Genomic DNA, 17,876 nt, shown 5'->3' with positions numbered 1-17,876 from the left:
AGGGACCATAGAGGAAAGGAACAGTGCGTGGGTATGCCCACAGACTTTGCAGTACACACGAACGACTGAAAGAGAGAGGATCCTGTCAGTAAGCTGGATCTTGCGTCTGTAAGAGCCATAACGGATGAGACAGCCGGAGTGGCCACAGATACAGGAAATAAGGTTAAGATCAAGAGAATCTATCGTTTTATTGTAAAAATCCTGAGAAATAAGGTTGTAATTTTCTGTTTTAATTGTTATCATAGGTATGTATAAATGTAGCGTAAGCTATATTTGGGTGAAAGCAGGAATCAAACTTTGGTCGGAGAGATTTCTGCTTTTTTATTTCATGGTTACAAAACTATATGATAACACCAGAGGTCTCAGGATAAAACAATCTGATGGAAAATACGTCAGATTCCCTTATGCCAAGACCTCTTTTATTATGCCTTAAAAGCGAAAAAATAGTTTGTTATAGTGTGCCTGATAATAGTCAAGGGACGGTCATTGTCAATGACGCTGCCGACTTTACGGGAATGAACGGCTGCTATCTGTATCAAGGACGGGATGTGAAGCCCAGCAAGAAGAACGACTTGAAAGACCAAATGCTGGTACTGGCTCCCCATGAGGGCATTGTTCCCTCCGACATCTGGCTGACCTGCCGTAAGAAGCTGATGAACAACATGAAAATCCAGTCTGCCCGAAAAGCTACCCATACATGGCTCGCGGGAAAAATCAAATGCGGGAATTGCGGGTATGCGCTTATGAGCATTAACAATCCTGTGGGAAAGCAATATCTCCGCTGCACAAAACGGCTGGACAATAAAAGCTGTGCCGGGTGCGGGAAAATCATCACTTCGGAGCTGGAAGCGGTTGTTTATCAGCAGATGGTAAAGAAGCTGGCAAGCTACAAGACGCTGACAGGCAGAAAGAAAGCAGCAAAGGCAAACCCGAAAATGCAGCACTGCAAGTGGAGCTTGCCCATGTGGACAGCGAGATTGAAAAGCTGGTGGACAGCCTGACGGGTGCAAACAATGTCCTGCTCTCCTATGTGAATGTGAAGATAGCAGAACTGGACGGGCGCAAGCAGGAACTTCTGGCGAGGATAGCGGAACTGGCGGTGGAAGCCATTAGCCCGGAACAGGTCAATCAGATTTCCGGCTACCTCGACACTTGGGAGAATGTATCCTTTGACGACAAACGGCGGGTGGTGGATTTGATGGTTACCACCATAGCCGCCACAAGCGACACCTTGAATATCACATGGAAAATCTGACGGGTGGAACCCCTCCCGTCAGATACTTACCCTGTGTAGTCCCTTGTAAACTGTACTTTGGCAAATGAAACACTTCAAAAGCTTAATAACTATTTTATTAAATTATCGTAGTACCAACCTCTATGCTCTAACAATGTAGTATGGTTTCCAGATTCTATTACCATACCATTCATCATAACATATATATTATCAGCCTCTTGTATTGAGGCAAGTCTATGTGTAATTATAATTAATGTTTTATTAGTAACTTTAAGATTATCATATATCTTTTTTTCCGTTATTGGATCTAAATTACTTGTTGCCTCATCAAATATTAGTACTTCTGTATTGCTAATCAGTGCTCTTGCAATAGCTAATCTTTGCCGCTGTCCACCTGATATATTTTGCCCTCCTTCACCTATTATTGTATCCAATCCTAATGGCATGTTACGGATATCTTCCTCTATCTCAGCCATAGAAAGTGCATCATATATTTCCGTATCAGAATATTTCCCAGTAATGTCAACATTTTTTCGTATAGTAGAATTAAGGCACATGGGATTTTGTGTAACAATAGAAAACCACTTATAAATTTGTTCTCTCGAAATGCAATCAATATTCTCTTTGTTAATAAAAATGCTTCCCTGTTGTATTTTTATAGCGCCCAATATTGCTTTTATAGCTGTCGATTTTCCACTTCCCGATAAACCTACTATCGCTATTGTCTGTCCTTGCTTTATCTCCATTGAAACTTTATTTAATACAAGCGAATTATTATAAGAATAGCATATACTATTCAGCGTCAAATTTTCAAATGATTCATTTAACTCCTTTCCCAAAAACTGATTTTCTTTGAAATACATTAATTCCTTATATCTTAGTAGAACTTCTTTTATTGAATTAAAACTTGGCATTATTAGAAATATACTGGAAAATGGAGCAGTAAAATATCCTACTAAAGTAACAAATGCAATTAGCGAGCCTGTTGTCATTTTGTTGTTCAAGACAAGTGAACTTCCCAATAAATATATAAACAACGGAAATACTAATTGTATCGTAGATACAAAGCATGCCATAATATTCGACACATTTGTTTTTTCACGGAATAGTGCTATTAAGCAATCATACTTGTCTTTTAAGTTATTGCAGATAATACCGTCCATACCCATACATTTTATTTCAACAATATTTCCTAAAGTATCAATGAGTTCGCTCTGTAATGAACTTTGACTTTGCATGTATTTCCTTGTTTTTATTGCACTTTTCCCATTCAAGAAAAACATCAATGCGATTTGTACAATAGAAACAAGTATTGTTAATAATGTTAATTCTATAGAAGAATATAACATTGCAAAAAAACACACAATAGATGTAATAGCTTGTATCACTATATTTATCATCCCGTTTGTCAACAAATCATTTAACTGGTTTACACTGTTAAATCTGTTTCCTATATCTCCAGCAGCATGCCATTCAAAAAAGTTTATATCCACGCAAAATATCTTCTCTAACATTTGGGAGATCATATTTTTGAACAAAGTCATATCAACAGTGAGCAGTATTTTTTGACGAATATAGCTTATAATAAAATATGATAATAAAATACATATTATTATAAACAACAACTTAATCATGTGAATTCCTATGTTATCCGCGAAGCCGTCCACTATTCGTTGTACAACTGCTGGAACAACTAGCGATATTCCTTGAATTAAAAGCATTAATATGCCTACTATAGCAAGTCTTTTCTTATCAACTTGAATTTTTATTTTTTTCTTTTGAGGATAGTTAACTACATCATCTGGTACAATCGTCACTAATATGTCTTGATACTTATCCATAATTTCCGTAAAAGAAACAAGCTCTTTTCCTTTAGCTGGATCAATAACTTGATACTTTCCTTTTTTTATCTTTTCAACTACGACAAAGTGACCAGAAGAACATAAAACAACCGGTAAATTATTTTTTAGATTATTTTCCTTGTATCCGTATTTATAAGCAGCAAACTTAAACCCATAATTTTCAACGATAGATTTCATCTCAACCAGAGACATACCATCTCTTCCAATATGGATAGTAGATCCTATATCCACAATATCTACTTTTATGCCATAATAATTCAAAATCATAGTTATGCAAGCAACGCCACAATCCAGACTTCCTAACTGTGATATAAACGGTATCGTTCTATGTTTTATCATAAACTTTCTCCAATTATTCTAAATTCAAAATACAAGGCAACTCTTTTTTTACTCTCCGGAGCAAAGAATATCCAATCCCAGATATTCCAAGCATAAAACCATAGTGTTCATATCCGTCTACTAATCCACAATTCCAATATTCCTTGTTGCGTTTTAAACATTCTATTAAAGTATTATGTTCCATATCTTTTAAATCTTTATCATTTAAAAACTTTGTATATTCAAATAAGATTTCCAAATTTCCTACTTGTCCATGACATAAACACTGATTCTTGAGTCCACCTAGACGAATAAGCGTATTAGCTGCTTTCGAAATGTCAGCAGTAATTATTTCCTTAAATTCGCTATCAACATATGGATAAATCTTTAATCTCGCCAATAATATACCCGCTGCTCCATGACACCATGTAACAGGATTATTGCCACGTTCCTCACCTGTTCTCCCTTTAAATAACCTTCTATCAGCCCAATTACCAAACGCCTCACTATACATGCTATTTTCTTCTATTATTGCTTTTTTAGCAATCTTTGTATATTTCTCGTTTCCAGTTACTTGGCCTAATTTAAAAAGGGCTAGCGCTATTCCACTATATCCATGAGAAAGCCCACTAACAGAATATGGCTGTCCTGGATATGTCCACCCCGTTTCTGAATTATCCTTATTTCCATTTTTTAATAATACATCTCCGGCTAAAATTGCTAAATCTAAATATTTTTTATTTCCTGTTATATGGTACATCTTTAATAAAGTAATAATGATTCCAGCATTTCCAGATGTAATATCATTGTCTTTATCAATTTGAACCTGTGTTTTAACAACACTATATAATTTTTCTGCATTTTTTATATAGTCTGTTCTACCTGTAATGTCAAACAAAACAGTATATACATACATCAATGAACCTTCTCCAACAAATCCACCACTACTTTGATCTGTCCCCATTTTATCGTATACCATAATAATATCTTCAAGATGTTCATTTAGCGTTTCGTCTACTGCCTGACATAACTCTCTACTCATATCATTTTTATACAATTCATTATATGTATGGCAGAAAATCGCAATTCCTCCTATTCCATCATACAAATTATAGCTTAAAGGCATCACATTCCACTTCACATCTTCAATTCCACCTAATGAAACACCAATCCAATTAGCCTTCTTTCTATCCGGTGTTAAAATTGCATCTTGATATAGCCTTTTTAAAATTAAACTTGTTGCGTGCATGATGACTTTTTCAAAAGATTCATTACTATTTAATGAATTCGGCTGCAGATAATCAATTCGCTTACGAGATATATTGTAACCAATACTACTAATATCTTCCAAAGATAGGATAGACAACACAATATATAATCTTTGCTGTTTTAAATCATGCATGTTCATGTTTTCTACTTTCTCAAGAACCAAATCATATGCTGTCCGCTCAAAGTAATCACAAATATGCAGGCCATATGCAGAATATAAATCCCTAGAATCTGCATTATAGTAATAAAATGGTATATCATTATGAACTAATTGAAGAACTTCATCCTTTACTGAAAAGTACTCCTTTTGTGAGTCAATTTTTTTATTTTTGGCAAGAGTCATTAAAAATATTTCCCTATATGCACTGTCTATCATGAAATCCGGGTGGTAAGATGTTTCTAAGACCATTGCATAAGTTTGAGTATCACGACGTAAATGACGAAGCTTTAACATCTTAAATCCTCTAATATTATCTATAACCTTTTCCTTATTATTAATTACATAGACGTATGCTCTTTCAAACCCACAAACAATGTCATCTAAATATTTTCCCGGCAGAACACCCTTTCCCTTAAATATGGGAAGATTATTTTGAGACGTAGATTTGATATAGCGGTACTCATATCGCATATCTGATCGATTTTCATTAATAATAACAGGAATTTTTACTGGATATTCTTCTCCACCCTCATGTGCCATACCACTTAAATCTATTGAAGGAGTACTCTTCCCTTTTCTCATATGAATCGGCAATAATCCTTGACCGATGACAGATTCACGAATTTTATTCAACGTATATGAATTTATTCTTGAAACATCATATTCCTCAAAATTTTTAAGTATTGTTTCAGTATCAATTATAATTGGATATCCACCTGAAGCAATTATATTTTCATTATGAATGTCATAGGCATTAAGTATATAATTAACACATAAAATCACACCCATTCTTCTGTAATAATTGCTTAACTGGATTTCATCATCACAAGCTAGCGGTATAACACACTCTTCCCAGCCATAGTCTTTCCTATCGATAACTATGTAGCTTTTCATATCAACTTCTATACACTGGCCTATCCAACGTAAAAAAAAGTAATACATTTTTTCACTTGCTATCGAGTGCGGCTTATACAAAATCTTTTTATTGTTTTCAAACTCAAATAACACTACAGACTTTCCATGGTTATGTGAATCGGAGCCTCCAACTGATATATTCATCAGTTCTAAATCGACCCCAAATTCTCTTTTTAAATCATCCAGATCATTTTCATATCTGTTTGTAACTTCTTGGTAAAATTCTAAAATATCTTCAGTTATATCCAAAATACTACGAACTAATGCGGGATAATTTTCAAATATTTCTATGATATATCGCTCATTATTCAAACATACCTCAGTATAAAAAGAATACTCTTCTTCAGGGTTACTTCCCTCTAATTCATTGTATTCTCTACATAGATTCATTTCAAATATTAACGTTCTTACACTACAGTCAAGTAACTTTGTAAACAAATTATTTTCGAATTCAGATAAAATAAGTTTCTTATTTCGGCAAAAAAAATCATTATTTTTAGAAGCGTCCACTAACAAATCTTCAGCTACTCTTACAAAAGGTGCCAAAAATTGTGAAAAAGGGTATGCATTTTTTTGTGTTTCTACATCTAATACAAGGTCAGATTTATTATATTTCTTTTCAACATAAAGTTTCCATATTACATTGTTTTCAACGTCAAGTATCTCTTCAAACTCATCTTCTGATAATACTTTTCTTAAAATCCCGTTTTCTGATTCATTAATCTTTTCATAAATTTCTTTGCCCAGGATATTTTTCCAATACTCTTCTTTTCTAAAATTCGGAACTGCTTTTGTAGAATTATACTTTCTTTCAGATAAATATGTGCTTTGTTTCATTTTCGCTCCCTCTTATGATTACTTGTATCTACTTTTGAAAATCTGCTTTTGTAACGATTTTGTAATAAATCATTTTTTTGTTGAATTACTATTTAGTTAATGCTATTATTAAAGTGCTGGTTGCTGTATACTAAGACTCTTCCAAATATTCTTCATTAAATCTTAGTTGCAGCAGCTTGCTTTACGAGATCCCTGGCATTCTCCTGTGTAAGTACAAATGAATCCGCAGGAATACCAGTGACTTACATAATCAATAATCCCCGCTGTTACTTTGTCCAGTTCGGCCTCTGTTAATTCTTCCATAACATTACCTGCAGGATTGTTGATTTTTTCTCTTTCGATTGGATTTCTCATCATTTTTTTTGACATACTAATTTTCTCCTTTCATTTTGATGTTACAAAAGCAGATACAACTAACCATAAACAATATTTTAATTTTTATTATTATAGTTTTTTTGATAAAAAATCAAAAAAACTATATATGACAGAAAAAGATAAACCATCATACTCACTATCGATATTCTTATATCAAGGATCTCTGGATTTACCATTTCGAAACTAATGAAAGAATATCCGTATGTAACAGGATAAATATTTACCAATTTGCCATTACTAATAAAAATCCCAATGATTCCTAATAACATAGCTAAAAGTGCTCCCCATATATACTGTCTTGACTTTCTCGCAAAAAATAAAATAATTGGAAGTACTCCGTTTAAGATGAGAATATTAACACTAAAAACAGCTACTATCATACCAATAATATTGTTAAAAATCATTCCATGAGATTTTATAGCCACACCCATAAAATATATAATAAGAGATTCTATTGCTGACAAAAAAATATCAATCATAAGTAATATCAATATCTTTGAAATAATTATTTTTGACCAACAAACCGGAATTACTTCTAAATTTTTTCTTGTATCTTCCTCATATTCTCTACTAATTATATAACCACCAATAAGAGCCAAACAGAACGGAATCGCCATCGTCACACTATTCCAAATAACCATATTTGAAAAGTCAGTAAAATGAATCTCACCTTCTCTCATAGCATTTATTTGTATTGCTGAAATTATTACTGCAATAACAATTCCTATTACTCCAATATAAATAATCCGTAATCTTTTAAGCTTATGTGCTTCTGCAAATAAAAGCGCATTCATTTTATTACACTTCCTTTTTACTATATATTTTAATTGAAATCAGCAATGAGATAATACATGTCAAAAGGATAATTAACAATCCTTTATTCAATGGATAATATAATACATCCAATCCCCATTGCAAATTAGACGAGTACTGCAAAATTTGTAATGGATATGTAATCCTGTAAGCTAATAGTATTGGAAGTTGCTGTTTTAAAACTATTTCGCTCATATCCAACTGCCAAACTAAAATAAAATCTATAATTGATATCGAATTAACTAGTACCATAGTTAATAAATATGTTTTATCACACAAGATAATAATAATAATAATAGGCATTGAAGCAGCAATTGCCATAAAACAAGATACTGTTAATGAGATTAGTGCTTTTCCAAACATTCCAAACTCTCTTAAAAACACACCTCCTATAAGAGAGTACAACCATGAAATAAAAACAAATATAAAAACAAAAGTCATAGAAACTAAAAGCTTAGCCAAGAGCAATCCACTTTTATTCGTATCAATCACGAAAATATTCTTTAGCGTATCATTTTGCTTTTCAATCTGGATAAGTTGTGCAAATAATATGTAAAACAGACACGGCATTATGAGAAAATTCCCTATATCAACCAACATAGCAACTAGGCTTCTATATGGCAAGTCATCCTTGATACACATTACTGTAAAAACTGCTGGCATAATAATTCCAATCGCCACTATAATTCGCACTATTTTTTGCCTTTTAAGTTTCTTTAGTTCGTTTATATATAATCTAAGCAATTCCCTCTCCCCCAGTAACCTTAACAAAAAACTCCTCCATTGATTCTCTAACCAAATGAATTTCATTCACCTCAATTTTATTAGTAATTAAATCTTCATTTAGTTTATATGGAATCACACCTTTTTCTGGGATTCGTATCTTATTTCCTGATACAACTTCGTAATCATGAACATATGATAATTCATTTAAAATACTTTTTGCCATTTCAATATTTAAAACACTAACCTCAATATACTCCTGTCTCATTTTTTTTATATCTTCCTTAGTGTTTTCCATTATTAATTTACCTTGATCAATAATTCCGATATCATCTGCCAACAATTCAATTTCCGATAGGATATGCGTTGATATTAATATTGTTTTTTTCTCTTGCTCACAAAGATTCCTAATAAATTTTCTCATTTCATATATTCCGATAGGGTCTAAACCATTTGTTGGTTCATCCAGTATGAGTAAATCAGGATTATGCATAATAGTCAACGCTATTGCTAACCTTTGTTTCATTCCCATGGAATATTGTGAAAAAGTTTTTTTATCGTTATAGGAAAGTCCCACAAGTTCCAAACATTTTTTTATAGAACTCTCTTTATTCTCTATCTTTCGGAGCGATGCGAATATTTCCAAATTTTCTCTTGCGGTAAGATTATGATAAAACCCTGGAGCTTCAATTAAACTCCCGACATTTGATAAAATAGTACTCTTATTACTACTAATTTCTTTTCCCCATAAATATACATTTCCACTACTAGGTGAAATCAAATCTAATATCATTTTCATTGTAGTTGTTTTACCCGCACCATTTCGGCCCAACAAACCATAAATCTTCCCTTTATAAATATGTAAATTCAGATTATCAACAGCTTTTTGTTTTCCGTAAACTTTTGTTAAATTTGATGTTTCAATAATAAGGTCATTCATCACTTTTTCCTCTACACTTTATAACTCCATATCTTTTTATGCAATTTATCCTACCACTAAAAATGTAATTTGTGGAAATCTGACTGCAAGCTGTTTTTTTTTGACTGTGTAAAAATAATATTTGTGATACCATATATTAGTGTATTTATATAGTCCACGCACAGTAAGATGGATGCCTCCACAATTCCACAACTGCGCATTCCCTAAATCATAGTAAGTGAAATAATTCTTATTCCCCACGCCAAAAATGAAATAAGAAATTTGTATCCAGACTCTGCTTTTGTAATCATTTCTTCTGTTCAGTCAAAAAGAAGCTTGATTTTGGCCAATCAAGGGGGATCTACCTTCCTGTATATAGTGCCTCAGCAAATACAATTTCCTGTTTTCGGTTCTTGTACTTTCTTCTTGTCTTGTCCAATAGACCAACCGCCCGTTGATGTATCTTAGAACCTCATATATTTCTGATTTATAGAAATGCGTATAATAGTTAATCCATCCCTGTATCTGCTTATTGAACATATTTGCTATATCCCACAGGTCTTTATCTGGCTTGAACTGTAACTTCCATCCTCGGACAACCTTTCGTATGGCTTTCTTTGCCTTTTCACTCATTGCCGGCAGAAAGTTGGTAAAGAACTTACCGTATTTGTTCTTTGCATGCCTTGGTCTGAATGTATATTCCAGGAAGTCAAAGGATGTATGTTCATGTTTCCCTTTGCGGTCATCATCTTTACAATACACAATCCTTGTCTTTTCCATATTTAATTCCAGTCCAAAACCTACAAAGCGCTCCAGCAGTCTGCGCTGAAGATATTTTGCCTGTTTCAGGGATACACAATGCGCAATCCCATCATCCGCATATCTTGCCCACGGAATACTCGGGAACTCTTTTACCATAAAATCATCAAATACATAGTGCAGAAATAGATTTGCAAGTACCGGACTAATCACCCCCACCTTATGACGAGATAGATGTTATGCCGAGATACATCCAGTATTCTTAGGTTCTATCAGCGCGTTTACTTTCTGAACTCGGCATAAGCCGCCCTGTGGCACACCGCTTGTCGTGGCTCTTTCCAGTCCTTTTTCCATTACCCTCGCTTTCAGATATTTCCGAATCAGGTTCAGTGTGGTACTGTCATTTACTTGCTCTCTAAGTATCTGAATTAATTTGTCATGATTTACGTTATCAAAGAATTGCTCTATATCAATGTCTATGACCCATTCATATCCCTCGTTCAGATATTCCAATGCTTGTTTTATGGCATCATGGCAACCTCTTCCTGGTCTGAAACCATAACTAAACTCACTGAATATTTCCTCATAAATGTCTATAACAGGTTGAGCAATAGTAGCTTGTTATATCACTCGCTCCAAAACCGTCGGGATTCCCAATGGTCTTTGTTTTCCATTATCCTTTGGAATATAAACTCGGCGTACTGGCTTTGGCATATAGGTTCGGTTTCTAATTGAACGGATAATTTCATCTTTATTGTCCCTGATATATGCACCAAGTTCTTCGACATTCATTCTGTCAACGCCACTTGCACCTTTATTTTCCACTACTTTCTTATAGGCTCTGTTTAAATTTTCCTTTGATGTAATCACATCTATTAATTCCATTTGTTGTTACTCCTCTGCTTATCACAAAATTCATGCACATCACCCCTCTCGATACAGACATTATCCCTCGGTTACGTTCCTACTTTTCACATCCATCTGATTTCTGGCTAACGCATGATTCTCTTAATAACGTTTCGTACTATAAATCGTTTCAGTCCTTCGGCTGTCACACCTACTATGACATCATCTGACTCCCTCTCTACACTGTTCTTACACCCATATCAGCTCCTCTCTCCGGCTTATCTTTTCCCTGTTTTTCCTGGATGATTCTCTTATTGATTTCCAAGCGTTCATGGATTGACGGTTTCTTCTCTTTTCCTGTCATTGCCTTTTTCTGTGCTACTGCCTTTCTTTCTGCTTTCCCTGCGTCCTTAACTGCTGTATTTATTTCAACGCCAGCTCTTGGCACAGCCTCTCTGCTCTCATTTATCTCTGCCACCTGCTGTTCTCGTCTCTCCTTCACACCTTTTTCTTCCAGACTGCAAAAGCTCTGCAAATACGGCAGTACATGATTCTGCATATCCGTCAGATCTTCCATATACTTCTGATACTCTTCATTACCTTTTCCTTGCTGATAGCTAATCCAGCTTTCATCTGTCAATTTCATTTCATTCTGCATCTTTAACTGACTGATGATACCGCCGTTTCCGCTACCAATGTCTATCTTACCTTGAAAATGATGCAGCATCTTGTCGCCCTTCTCAGCATAATATACTGTAAAAAACATCTGTGCTGTCGTTTTTGGTTCGTTGGTGTTGGGATCACGATCAGCATACCAGGCTTTGTCCTGTTCTACGGTTCTTGAATCCAAATCAGATAACTTCTGGCATCTTGGATTCCCCAGCTCACTTTTCTCACAATAATTCACATACACCATCGGTTCCATATCCTTTGGAAGTTCAGGTTCATAGGCTTTCAGTCTTTCTATCAATACACCTGAACGAACAGACAGGTCGCATTCTTCGTCTACAATATCCTTCAGATACGAAATATAGGAATGAATATTACCGCTTTGTAAATCCAGCATTACTTCCTGTACCGTATTTTCTCCCATCTCCACATTATCTCGATACTCATACGGATCAAAAGCTTCTGCAATCTCATCCAGTGCCTCTGCCAGCTGTTCTGTGGTCATCTTTTCTGGATACATTGCTTCTCGGACATTCCTCATCGGTACATACTTATAATCCGGCAATGCTTCATGGATTTTTTCAATTCCTTCCCGTACCAGTGCAAGTTCTCCATAAAATCGAACATCATCCATCAGATTTCCAAGTACGGTATTTCCTTTAACGATTGCAAATTCGGCTTCATCATAGTAACTGTCTTCCGGATCACGATAGATAATTCCCATTGAGCATCCCAGATAAGCTGTTTCTGGATTCTCCCTATATTTTTCATAGACTGCAGCTATCTGATTAACATCGGTACTTTTTTCATAAGCTCCCATGTCATGGAACTCATCGCATTCTGTGGCAAAGTATTCCAGATAAGGCTCTTTCTTCGGTGGCATATTGTTGAGGACGTTATCAATCATGTTATAATTCGCCTCTTCCAGTTCCTCCACCTTTGCTAAAGGCTTATATTCGCCCTGGCTTTTCTGAATCTCTGCCATTACAACCTCATCCATTTCTTCTACCTTTTCCATCAACTGATCATAATCCCCACGGATGTGTTCTCCAGTCCAGCCTTCGTCTTCCAAAAGTTCCTCTGCCGCTTCTTCAATAGAAATTTCATCATTCTCATAGACTCCACCATCCAGCAGACGGAAATCTTCATCATAAAAGGAATAATCATATCCTTCTTCTGTCCTCTGAATAGCAAAGTAACGTTCTCCCACCTCATATGCCAGTTCACTAAGAACCTGCTCTTCCAGATTCAGGAAAGAATCCAGCTGTTCAAAACTGATACTGTCTACAAAATGAGCGGTTACATTTTCTCCGTCATTCAGAACCACGATATCACTGACCGACAGGGAATGTCCCCGGAAGTCTTCCGGTCTGTCAATGTTGAATCTTTCAAAAATATCATCCAGTGACATATTTCCCAGTAATTCGCCAACATAGACCAGCTTATAATCTTCTTTTTTTATCTGCATACCATGACTTTCAATAAAGCGCATATTCATAAATGCATAGTTTTCGCCCGGTGAATCATCCTTGATCTGATAAATACCAAAGGTTCGCCTTGTTCCTAACAACAGGTTTGCCTCTTTCAAAGACTGAATCTGTGGATATTTCTGCATTTTCCATTCCAGGTTACGGAAACGCTCCAGTTCTGCCATGGACATCTGATAATGTTCTGGTCCTCGTTCAATTTCCATGCGTTCCGTGACATAGATCGGTGATGAAAAATTAGTAATCAAATAAATATCTGCTCCGGCATCGTATAATTTCAGTGCTTCTTTCTGATTGAGCACACTCATAGGCTCCTGAAATACTCCAAAATCTTCATCGGCATAATCCAGATCATTCTCCTCTATCCGTTCCCACATCTTCGATTCCATTCCAAACAGACCTTCATGCGCCTGTATCATTTCTTTACTCGCATATTCACCTTTACTGCCATCACTTCCAAGGCAATAAATCTTAGAACCCATTCTGTGATAATCCAAAGCTGCTTCTTTTCTAAGCGGTACCATATCTTCTGCTGTATATCCATAGTCACGTAATTCTAGCTTACCTATGGTTGGATCCGGCAGTTCTTGAATATCCATTTTTGCGTCATCCAGCAAATCCTCTCCCCCTTCTTCATCTGCCTGGCTCAATGCATCTGCCAGATTTCTTACCAGGGTCCTAATTTTCTCTTCCTCACCAATCAGATTCGCATATTCAAAAAGCTGTTCTTTTACATCTGTTGGAAATTCTATGCCTCTACGCTCTGCCTGACTGATCTGTTCCTGCGTAAATTCCTGCATTTTCTGTGTTTCTCTGCCCGTTATCCTGTTTCTTGCCATATAAATTCCTCCTGTGTTCTAAAAAATGGCATAACCGACAGAACCTTCTTCTACCAAATTATGCCATCTTTCCTATTTATTCCAGACCGAAGTCCCGTTTTCTGGTTTCCTTGCCAGTTTCACTTTCCCGCTGACTCTTTTCTTTATAAATCTGCAGTTTCTCATGGATAGAACCTCGTGCCGGTCTTTCTTCTTTCTCTTTTGATTCCGACTGCTCTGTTTCTGTATCTTCCCGTTCATCCATATTGAGAAGTGCATTTAACTCTGACAGCCGCTCCAGTTTTTGGTTCAGTTCCTCTTCTTTTGGAAATGGCTTCCCGACTTCCTCTTTGGCGTTTGTCATCTGCTCCTGTACCGTTTCCAGCCGTTGTTCTGCTTCTGCCAGTTTCTCCGGATAACTTTCTAAAAGATTATTGATACGAGTGATATTTCCTAGAGCATCGGCTCCCAATCGAACTTTAGCTACCGATTCATGCTTTACAGACAGGATAAACTCTTTGCTCCAACTGTCGAATTGGATTCTCATGTTAAATCCCTGATAGCTTCCAATATCCATAGCTGCATCCACAGACTTAATGTCTTTGCAGACTGCCAGAAGTGCTGCTCCTGCTTCTTTCTTTTCTGTAAATACTTTGCCACCGACTTCCATAGAAAACTGCTCCGGATCTGTGATTTTATACTCAGAAAAATGAGCGATGTCTGCCTTGTAGCTGTCAATGATCTCTGTCAGTTTTGCAATCTGTTGCGGAATATTTCTTGCAATATCATCCTCCAGGCGGTACTGGTTATTCATGTGGTTGGCTTTTAAAAGTTTTAATTTTGCCACGTCCACATCCAATGCCATCTTCTCTTTAACTGCCGGATTTCCGGTTGCCAGTGCCTTGACCTCTGCATAGGAAAGTGCCGCTTCATCCACATCTTCACAGCTTCGCACAGGTGCTTTACTGGTCATAATTTGAGAAATGAATTTCTGCTTGTTCTCGATCAGCTGCCACATGTAGCTGTCGAATGTGGATTCAGTTACATATCGGAAGATATGAACCTTTTTATTATGGTTTCCCTGACGGATGATACGTCCTTCCCTCTGCTCCAGATCAGATGGTTTCCAGCCAATATCCAGATGATGCAGAGCAATCAGACGATCCTGCACATTGGTTCCTGCACCCATCTTTGCTGTAGAACCAATCAAAAAACGAACCTGTCCGGATTTTACTTTTCCAAACAGCTCCGTCTTCTTTGCTTCTGTATTTGCATCATGAATAAAAGCAATCTCTTTTTCCGGTACACCTTTCCCAATCAGTTTCTGCTTCAAGTCATCATAAACATTGAAACTGCCATCGCCTTTCGGTGTACTCAAATCACAGAAAATCAATTGTGCTGATTTCTGTGCTGCTGTGTCTTTCCAGATTTCATAGCTTTTCTCTGCACAGACTGATATCTTGCTTTCTGGATTATCCGGCAATAATTCGTTCACTAAACGCTGATCCAATGCTAACTTTCTTCCATCATTGGTGTCGGGTAGGATACCGGCGAGGTAGCAATAGCTCCTTTTCCGTTATCCCCCCTCAGAACCGGACGTGATACTTTCGCATCATCCGGCTCCCCAGTAATTCCATTTCAAGAACTTTTGGTTATATTACCATTGTGGATTGCTACATGGCATTCCCGACATACCACAAGCGTTTTTCTTTTTCTGGCAGACATTATCTGTACCCATTTAGGTACTTCTGCCTGTCCTTTCTTCTTTAAATCTGCAAGTTTTCTTATATGATGTACCTCTATATTTTCAGTACTTCCACATAATTCACACTTCTCTGCCAACAGTCTTTTAACTAATTCTGTTCGCCCACCATATACCTTGTATGGTATATCCTCTATAACAGCTTTTCGTTTATGCACAAGAGAAATTCCTCCCCATGTCGCAACTAATGGCTTTTTATTAGGACGTTCTACTACAACTTGCAGACACGGAACTGTTTTTCCACTTGTACTTGTTGTGGTTGTTCTATACTTAGCCTTTTGCTTATTGATAGATGACCTGTGTTTACACGCAAGAGTTTTCAATAATGAAGTTTCCATATACCAGTACAACTTCGAGAACCAAGACAAATTTTGTGCGAGAATATAATACTGCACCAGTCCTCTGTACTCTTGCTGATATGTCTGTACAATAGAAAAATCATCATCTTGCAGAAGATTATTCCTGTGAGTTGCTTTTCCACGTTTCATATATTTCTTGCATTTTTCTTCAATTACTTTTGCAGGGACTAATAGTGCGATTGCTCCATTTGCTCCTCTACGCCCCTTTGGGTCAATATAGTCATTGACCCTTTGTGCTTTGATTTCATATCCAAGAAACTTTGCCGCCTGACTGCCTGCATTTGTTATTAGAGTCTTTTCTTCTGACATTATCAGATTTAATTTCTCTTTTAGAAATCTTCCTATTTCTGCTTTTATTTCTTCTGCATCTGCTTTAGAGCCAGTGAATCCAAGTAGAAAATCATCCGCATATCTCACATAGCGCAATCTGCGATAATTCTCATCTTGCGTATTAACAGAAGGTATTTTTCTGCGTTCAACCACAAGCTGATGGGCTGTCTTTGCATCTCCCTCCTTTCTGAGTTTTTGGATTTCAGCGGTCAACTTGTTATATTCTGGATTAGATTTCTGCCTTTTTCCTTTTGTGTATTTTGTGATTAAGACTTCTTCAATCCAATTATCAAATTCGTTGAGATAAATATTAGCCAGTATCGGACTGATAACTCCGCCCTGAGGCACACCGCTGATTGTCTGATTGAATTTCCATTCTTCCAAGTATCCAGCTTCTAACATATTCGATACCAGACGGATAAATCTTCCATCATGAATATTTCTTGCAAGTATTTCCAGTAAAATTTTATGGTCGATTGTATCAAAGTATTGAGAAATGTCTCCCTCAATAAACCAGCGAGTTCCTTTCCATACCTGTATTTCTTGTAGTGCTGTATGACATCCTCTGTTTGGACGAAAACCATGGGAATGTTCACTAAACTGTGGCTCATAATACGCTTCTAAAATCTGACGCATTACTTCCTGCAATACTTTATCTCCCCATACAGGAATCCCCAGCGGACGCTTCTTACCATTTTTCTTTTTGATATATTCCCGTCTTGCTGGTTTCCATTGATATTTCTCCTCACGGAGTATTTCAATCATTCTGTCTATTTTCTGAATGGACATTCCATCTACCGTTTCATCTGTAACACCCTTTGTCATTGCTCCGTTATTCGGGTATAACTTAGCATAGGCATTCAGATATAATTCACGGTTAAATAAGAGCTTGTAAACTCTTTCAATAGGTTTCTTTTGTTTTCCACGTTCTTGAATGACCGTTAAAACAGTTTTGGCTGTACGCATCTCACGCACCTACTCCTTTCTAACTAATCGAAATTACCTGTCACCCTTCGCCATGTACAAGGCTTTCCCTTGCTCGGACTACTATGGTGACTCCGTTACCATGGGGGTCTCCCCCTTTAGGCAATCCTGCTATTCGTCAAAAGTATACGTATCGAGTATCCCTTAGGTTCCTTGTTCGTCCCTTTATTCGCACTCACTGTGCGCTCTTTCATTGCAAAAAGTTACTCGTCCAAAATCAACAACAACGAGCATACAATGACATCGGTATCAATCGCTTTCCGATGGGCGATGCTTTGCACCAAGTCGGAACTAAGGTTCAGGCAGTATAGCTTTAACCATAGGATACGGAACTTGCGGAGCATCGAAGTATTGCGATTAACTCCTTATCCGCTTTACCAACATGCGATTGTCCCCTTTGAGTTTCCTCTCCAGGTAGGTTGGTTGTTCCCATTATT

General features: G+C 36.5%; 11 protein-coding genes and 2 pseudogenes. 1 reads left to right on the top strand and 12 read right to left on the bottom strand.

All coding sequences use genetic code 11. From position 1 onward, the window contains the following. Positions 1–470 precede the first annotated feature (470 nt). Positions 471–1,255 (top strand): annotated as a pseudogene (locus tag AC27EF_RS07595) (recombinase zinc beta ribbon domain-containing protein); the annotation flags it as partial. Between the two features lie 89 nt (positions 1,256–1,344). On the opposite strand, the gene AC27EF_RS07590 reads toward AC27EF_RS07595, so the two are convergent. The 12 genes and pseudogenes from AC27EF_RS07590 to AC27EF_RS07535 form a co-directional block, all read right to left on the bottom strand. Further along, positions 1,345–3,435: a peptidase domain-containing ABC transporter gene (locus AC27EF_RS07590; protein WP_257465294.1), complete on the bottom strand. Its 2,091-nt coding sequence runs from the start codon at positions 3,433–3,435 to the stop codon at positions 1,345–1,347. Positions 3,436–3,448: 13 nt separating this feature from the next. Continuing rightward, positions 3,449–6,595, bottom strand: coding sequence for a type 2 lanthipeptide synthetase LanM family protein (locus tag AC27EF_RS07585; RefSeq protein WP_257465293.1), 3,147 nt, complete (start codon positions 6,593–6,595; stop codon positions 3,449–3,451). Between the two features lie 162 nt (positions 6,596–6,757). Beyond that, entirely contained in the window at positions 6,758–6,964 is a 207-nt protein-coding gene (locus AC27EF_RS07580; protein WP_257465292.1) for a plantaricin C family lantibiotic, read from the bottom strand. A gap of 62 nt (positions 6,965–7,026) precedes the next feature. Next, the gene (locus tag AC27EF_RS07575; protein WP_257465291.1) at positions 7,027–7,764 is read right to left on the bottom strand and encodes an ABC transporter permease; all 738 of its coding nucleotides are present in this window, start codon (positions 7,762–7,764) and stop codon (positions 7,027–7,029) included. 4 nt (positions 7,765–7,768) lie between these two features. Beyond that, a complete protein-coding gene (locus AC27EF_RS07570; RefSeq protein ID WP_257465290.1) occupies positions 7,769–8,554 on the bottom strand; it encodes an ABC transporter permease in 786 nt (261 codons plus the stop codon). Next, positions 8,520–9,446, bottom strand: coding sequence for an ABC transporter ATP-binding protein (locus AC27EF_RS07565; RefSeq protein ID WP_257465289.1), 927 nt, complete (start codon positions 9,444–9,446; stop codon positions 8,520–8,522). The genes AC27EF_RS07570 and AC27EF_RS07565 overlap by 35 nt, the downstream gene beginning before the upstream one ends. Positions 9,447–9,749: 303 nt before the next feature. Then, entirely contained in the window at positions 9,750–10,058 is a 309-nt protein-coding gene (locus AC27EF_RS07560) for a group II intron maturase-specific domain-containing protein (RefSeq protein ID WP_257465296.1), read from the bottom strand. A 72-nt stretch (positions 10,059–10,130) separates the two neighbouring features. After that, positions 10,131–10,763: pseudogene (locus AC27EF_RS07555) on the bottom strand (reverse transcriptase domain-containing protein); the annotation flags it as partial. 42 nt (positions 10,764–10,805) lie between these two features. Next, a complete protein-coding gene (locus AC27EF_RS07550) occupies positions 10,806–11,069 on the bottom strand; it encodes an RNA-dependent RNA polymerase family protein (protein WP_257465288.1) in 264 nt (87 codons plus the stop codon). A gap of 199 nt (positions 11,070–11,268) precedes the next feature. Further along, a complete protein-coding gene (locus tag AC27EF_RS07545) occupies positions 11,269–14,025 on the bottom strand; it encodes a YodL domain-containing protein (protein WP_257465287.1) in 2,757 nt (918 codons plus the stop codon). A gap of 76 nt (positions 14,026–14,101) precedes the next feature. After that, positions 14,102–15,514: a helicase-related protein gene (locus AC27EF_RS07540; RefSeq protein ID WP_487110039.1), complete on the bottom strand. Its 1,413-nt coding sequence runs from the start codon at positions 15,512–15,514 to the stop codon at positions 14,102–14,104. A gap of 128 nt (positions 15,515–15,642) precedes the next feature. After that, entirely contained in the window at positions 15,643–17,421 is a 1,779-nt protein-coding gene (locus AC27EF_RS07535) for a reverse transcriptase/maturase family protein (protein ID WP_487110037.1), read from the bottom strand. Between the last annotated feature and the right edge of the window lie 455 nt (positions 17,422–17,876).

It is taken from the genome of Anaerostipes stercorihominis (genome assembly GCF_057535655.1).
The sequence above is the reverse complement of the archived record's forward strand: the minus strand, read 5'-3'. Positions and strand labels throughout refer to the sequence as shown.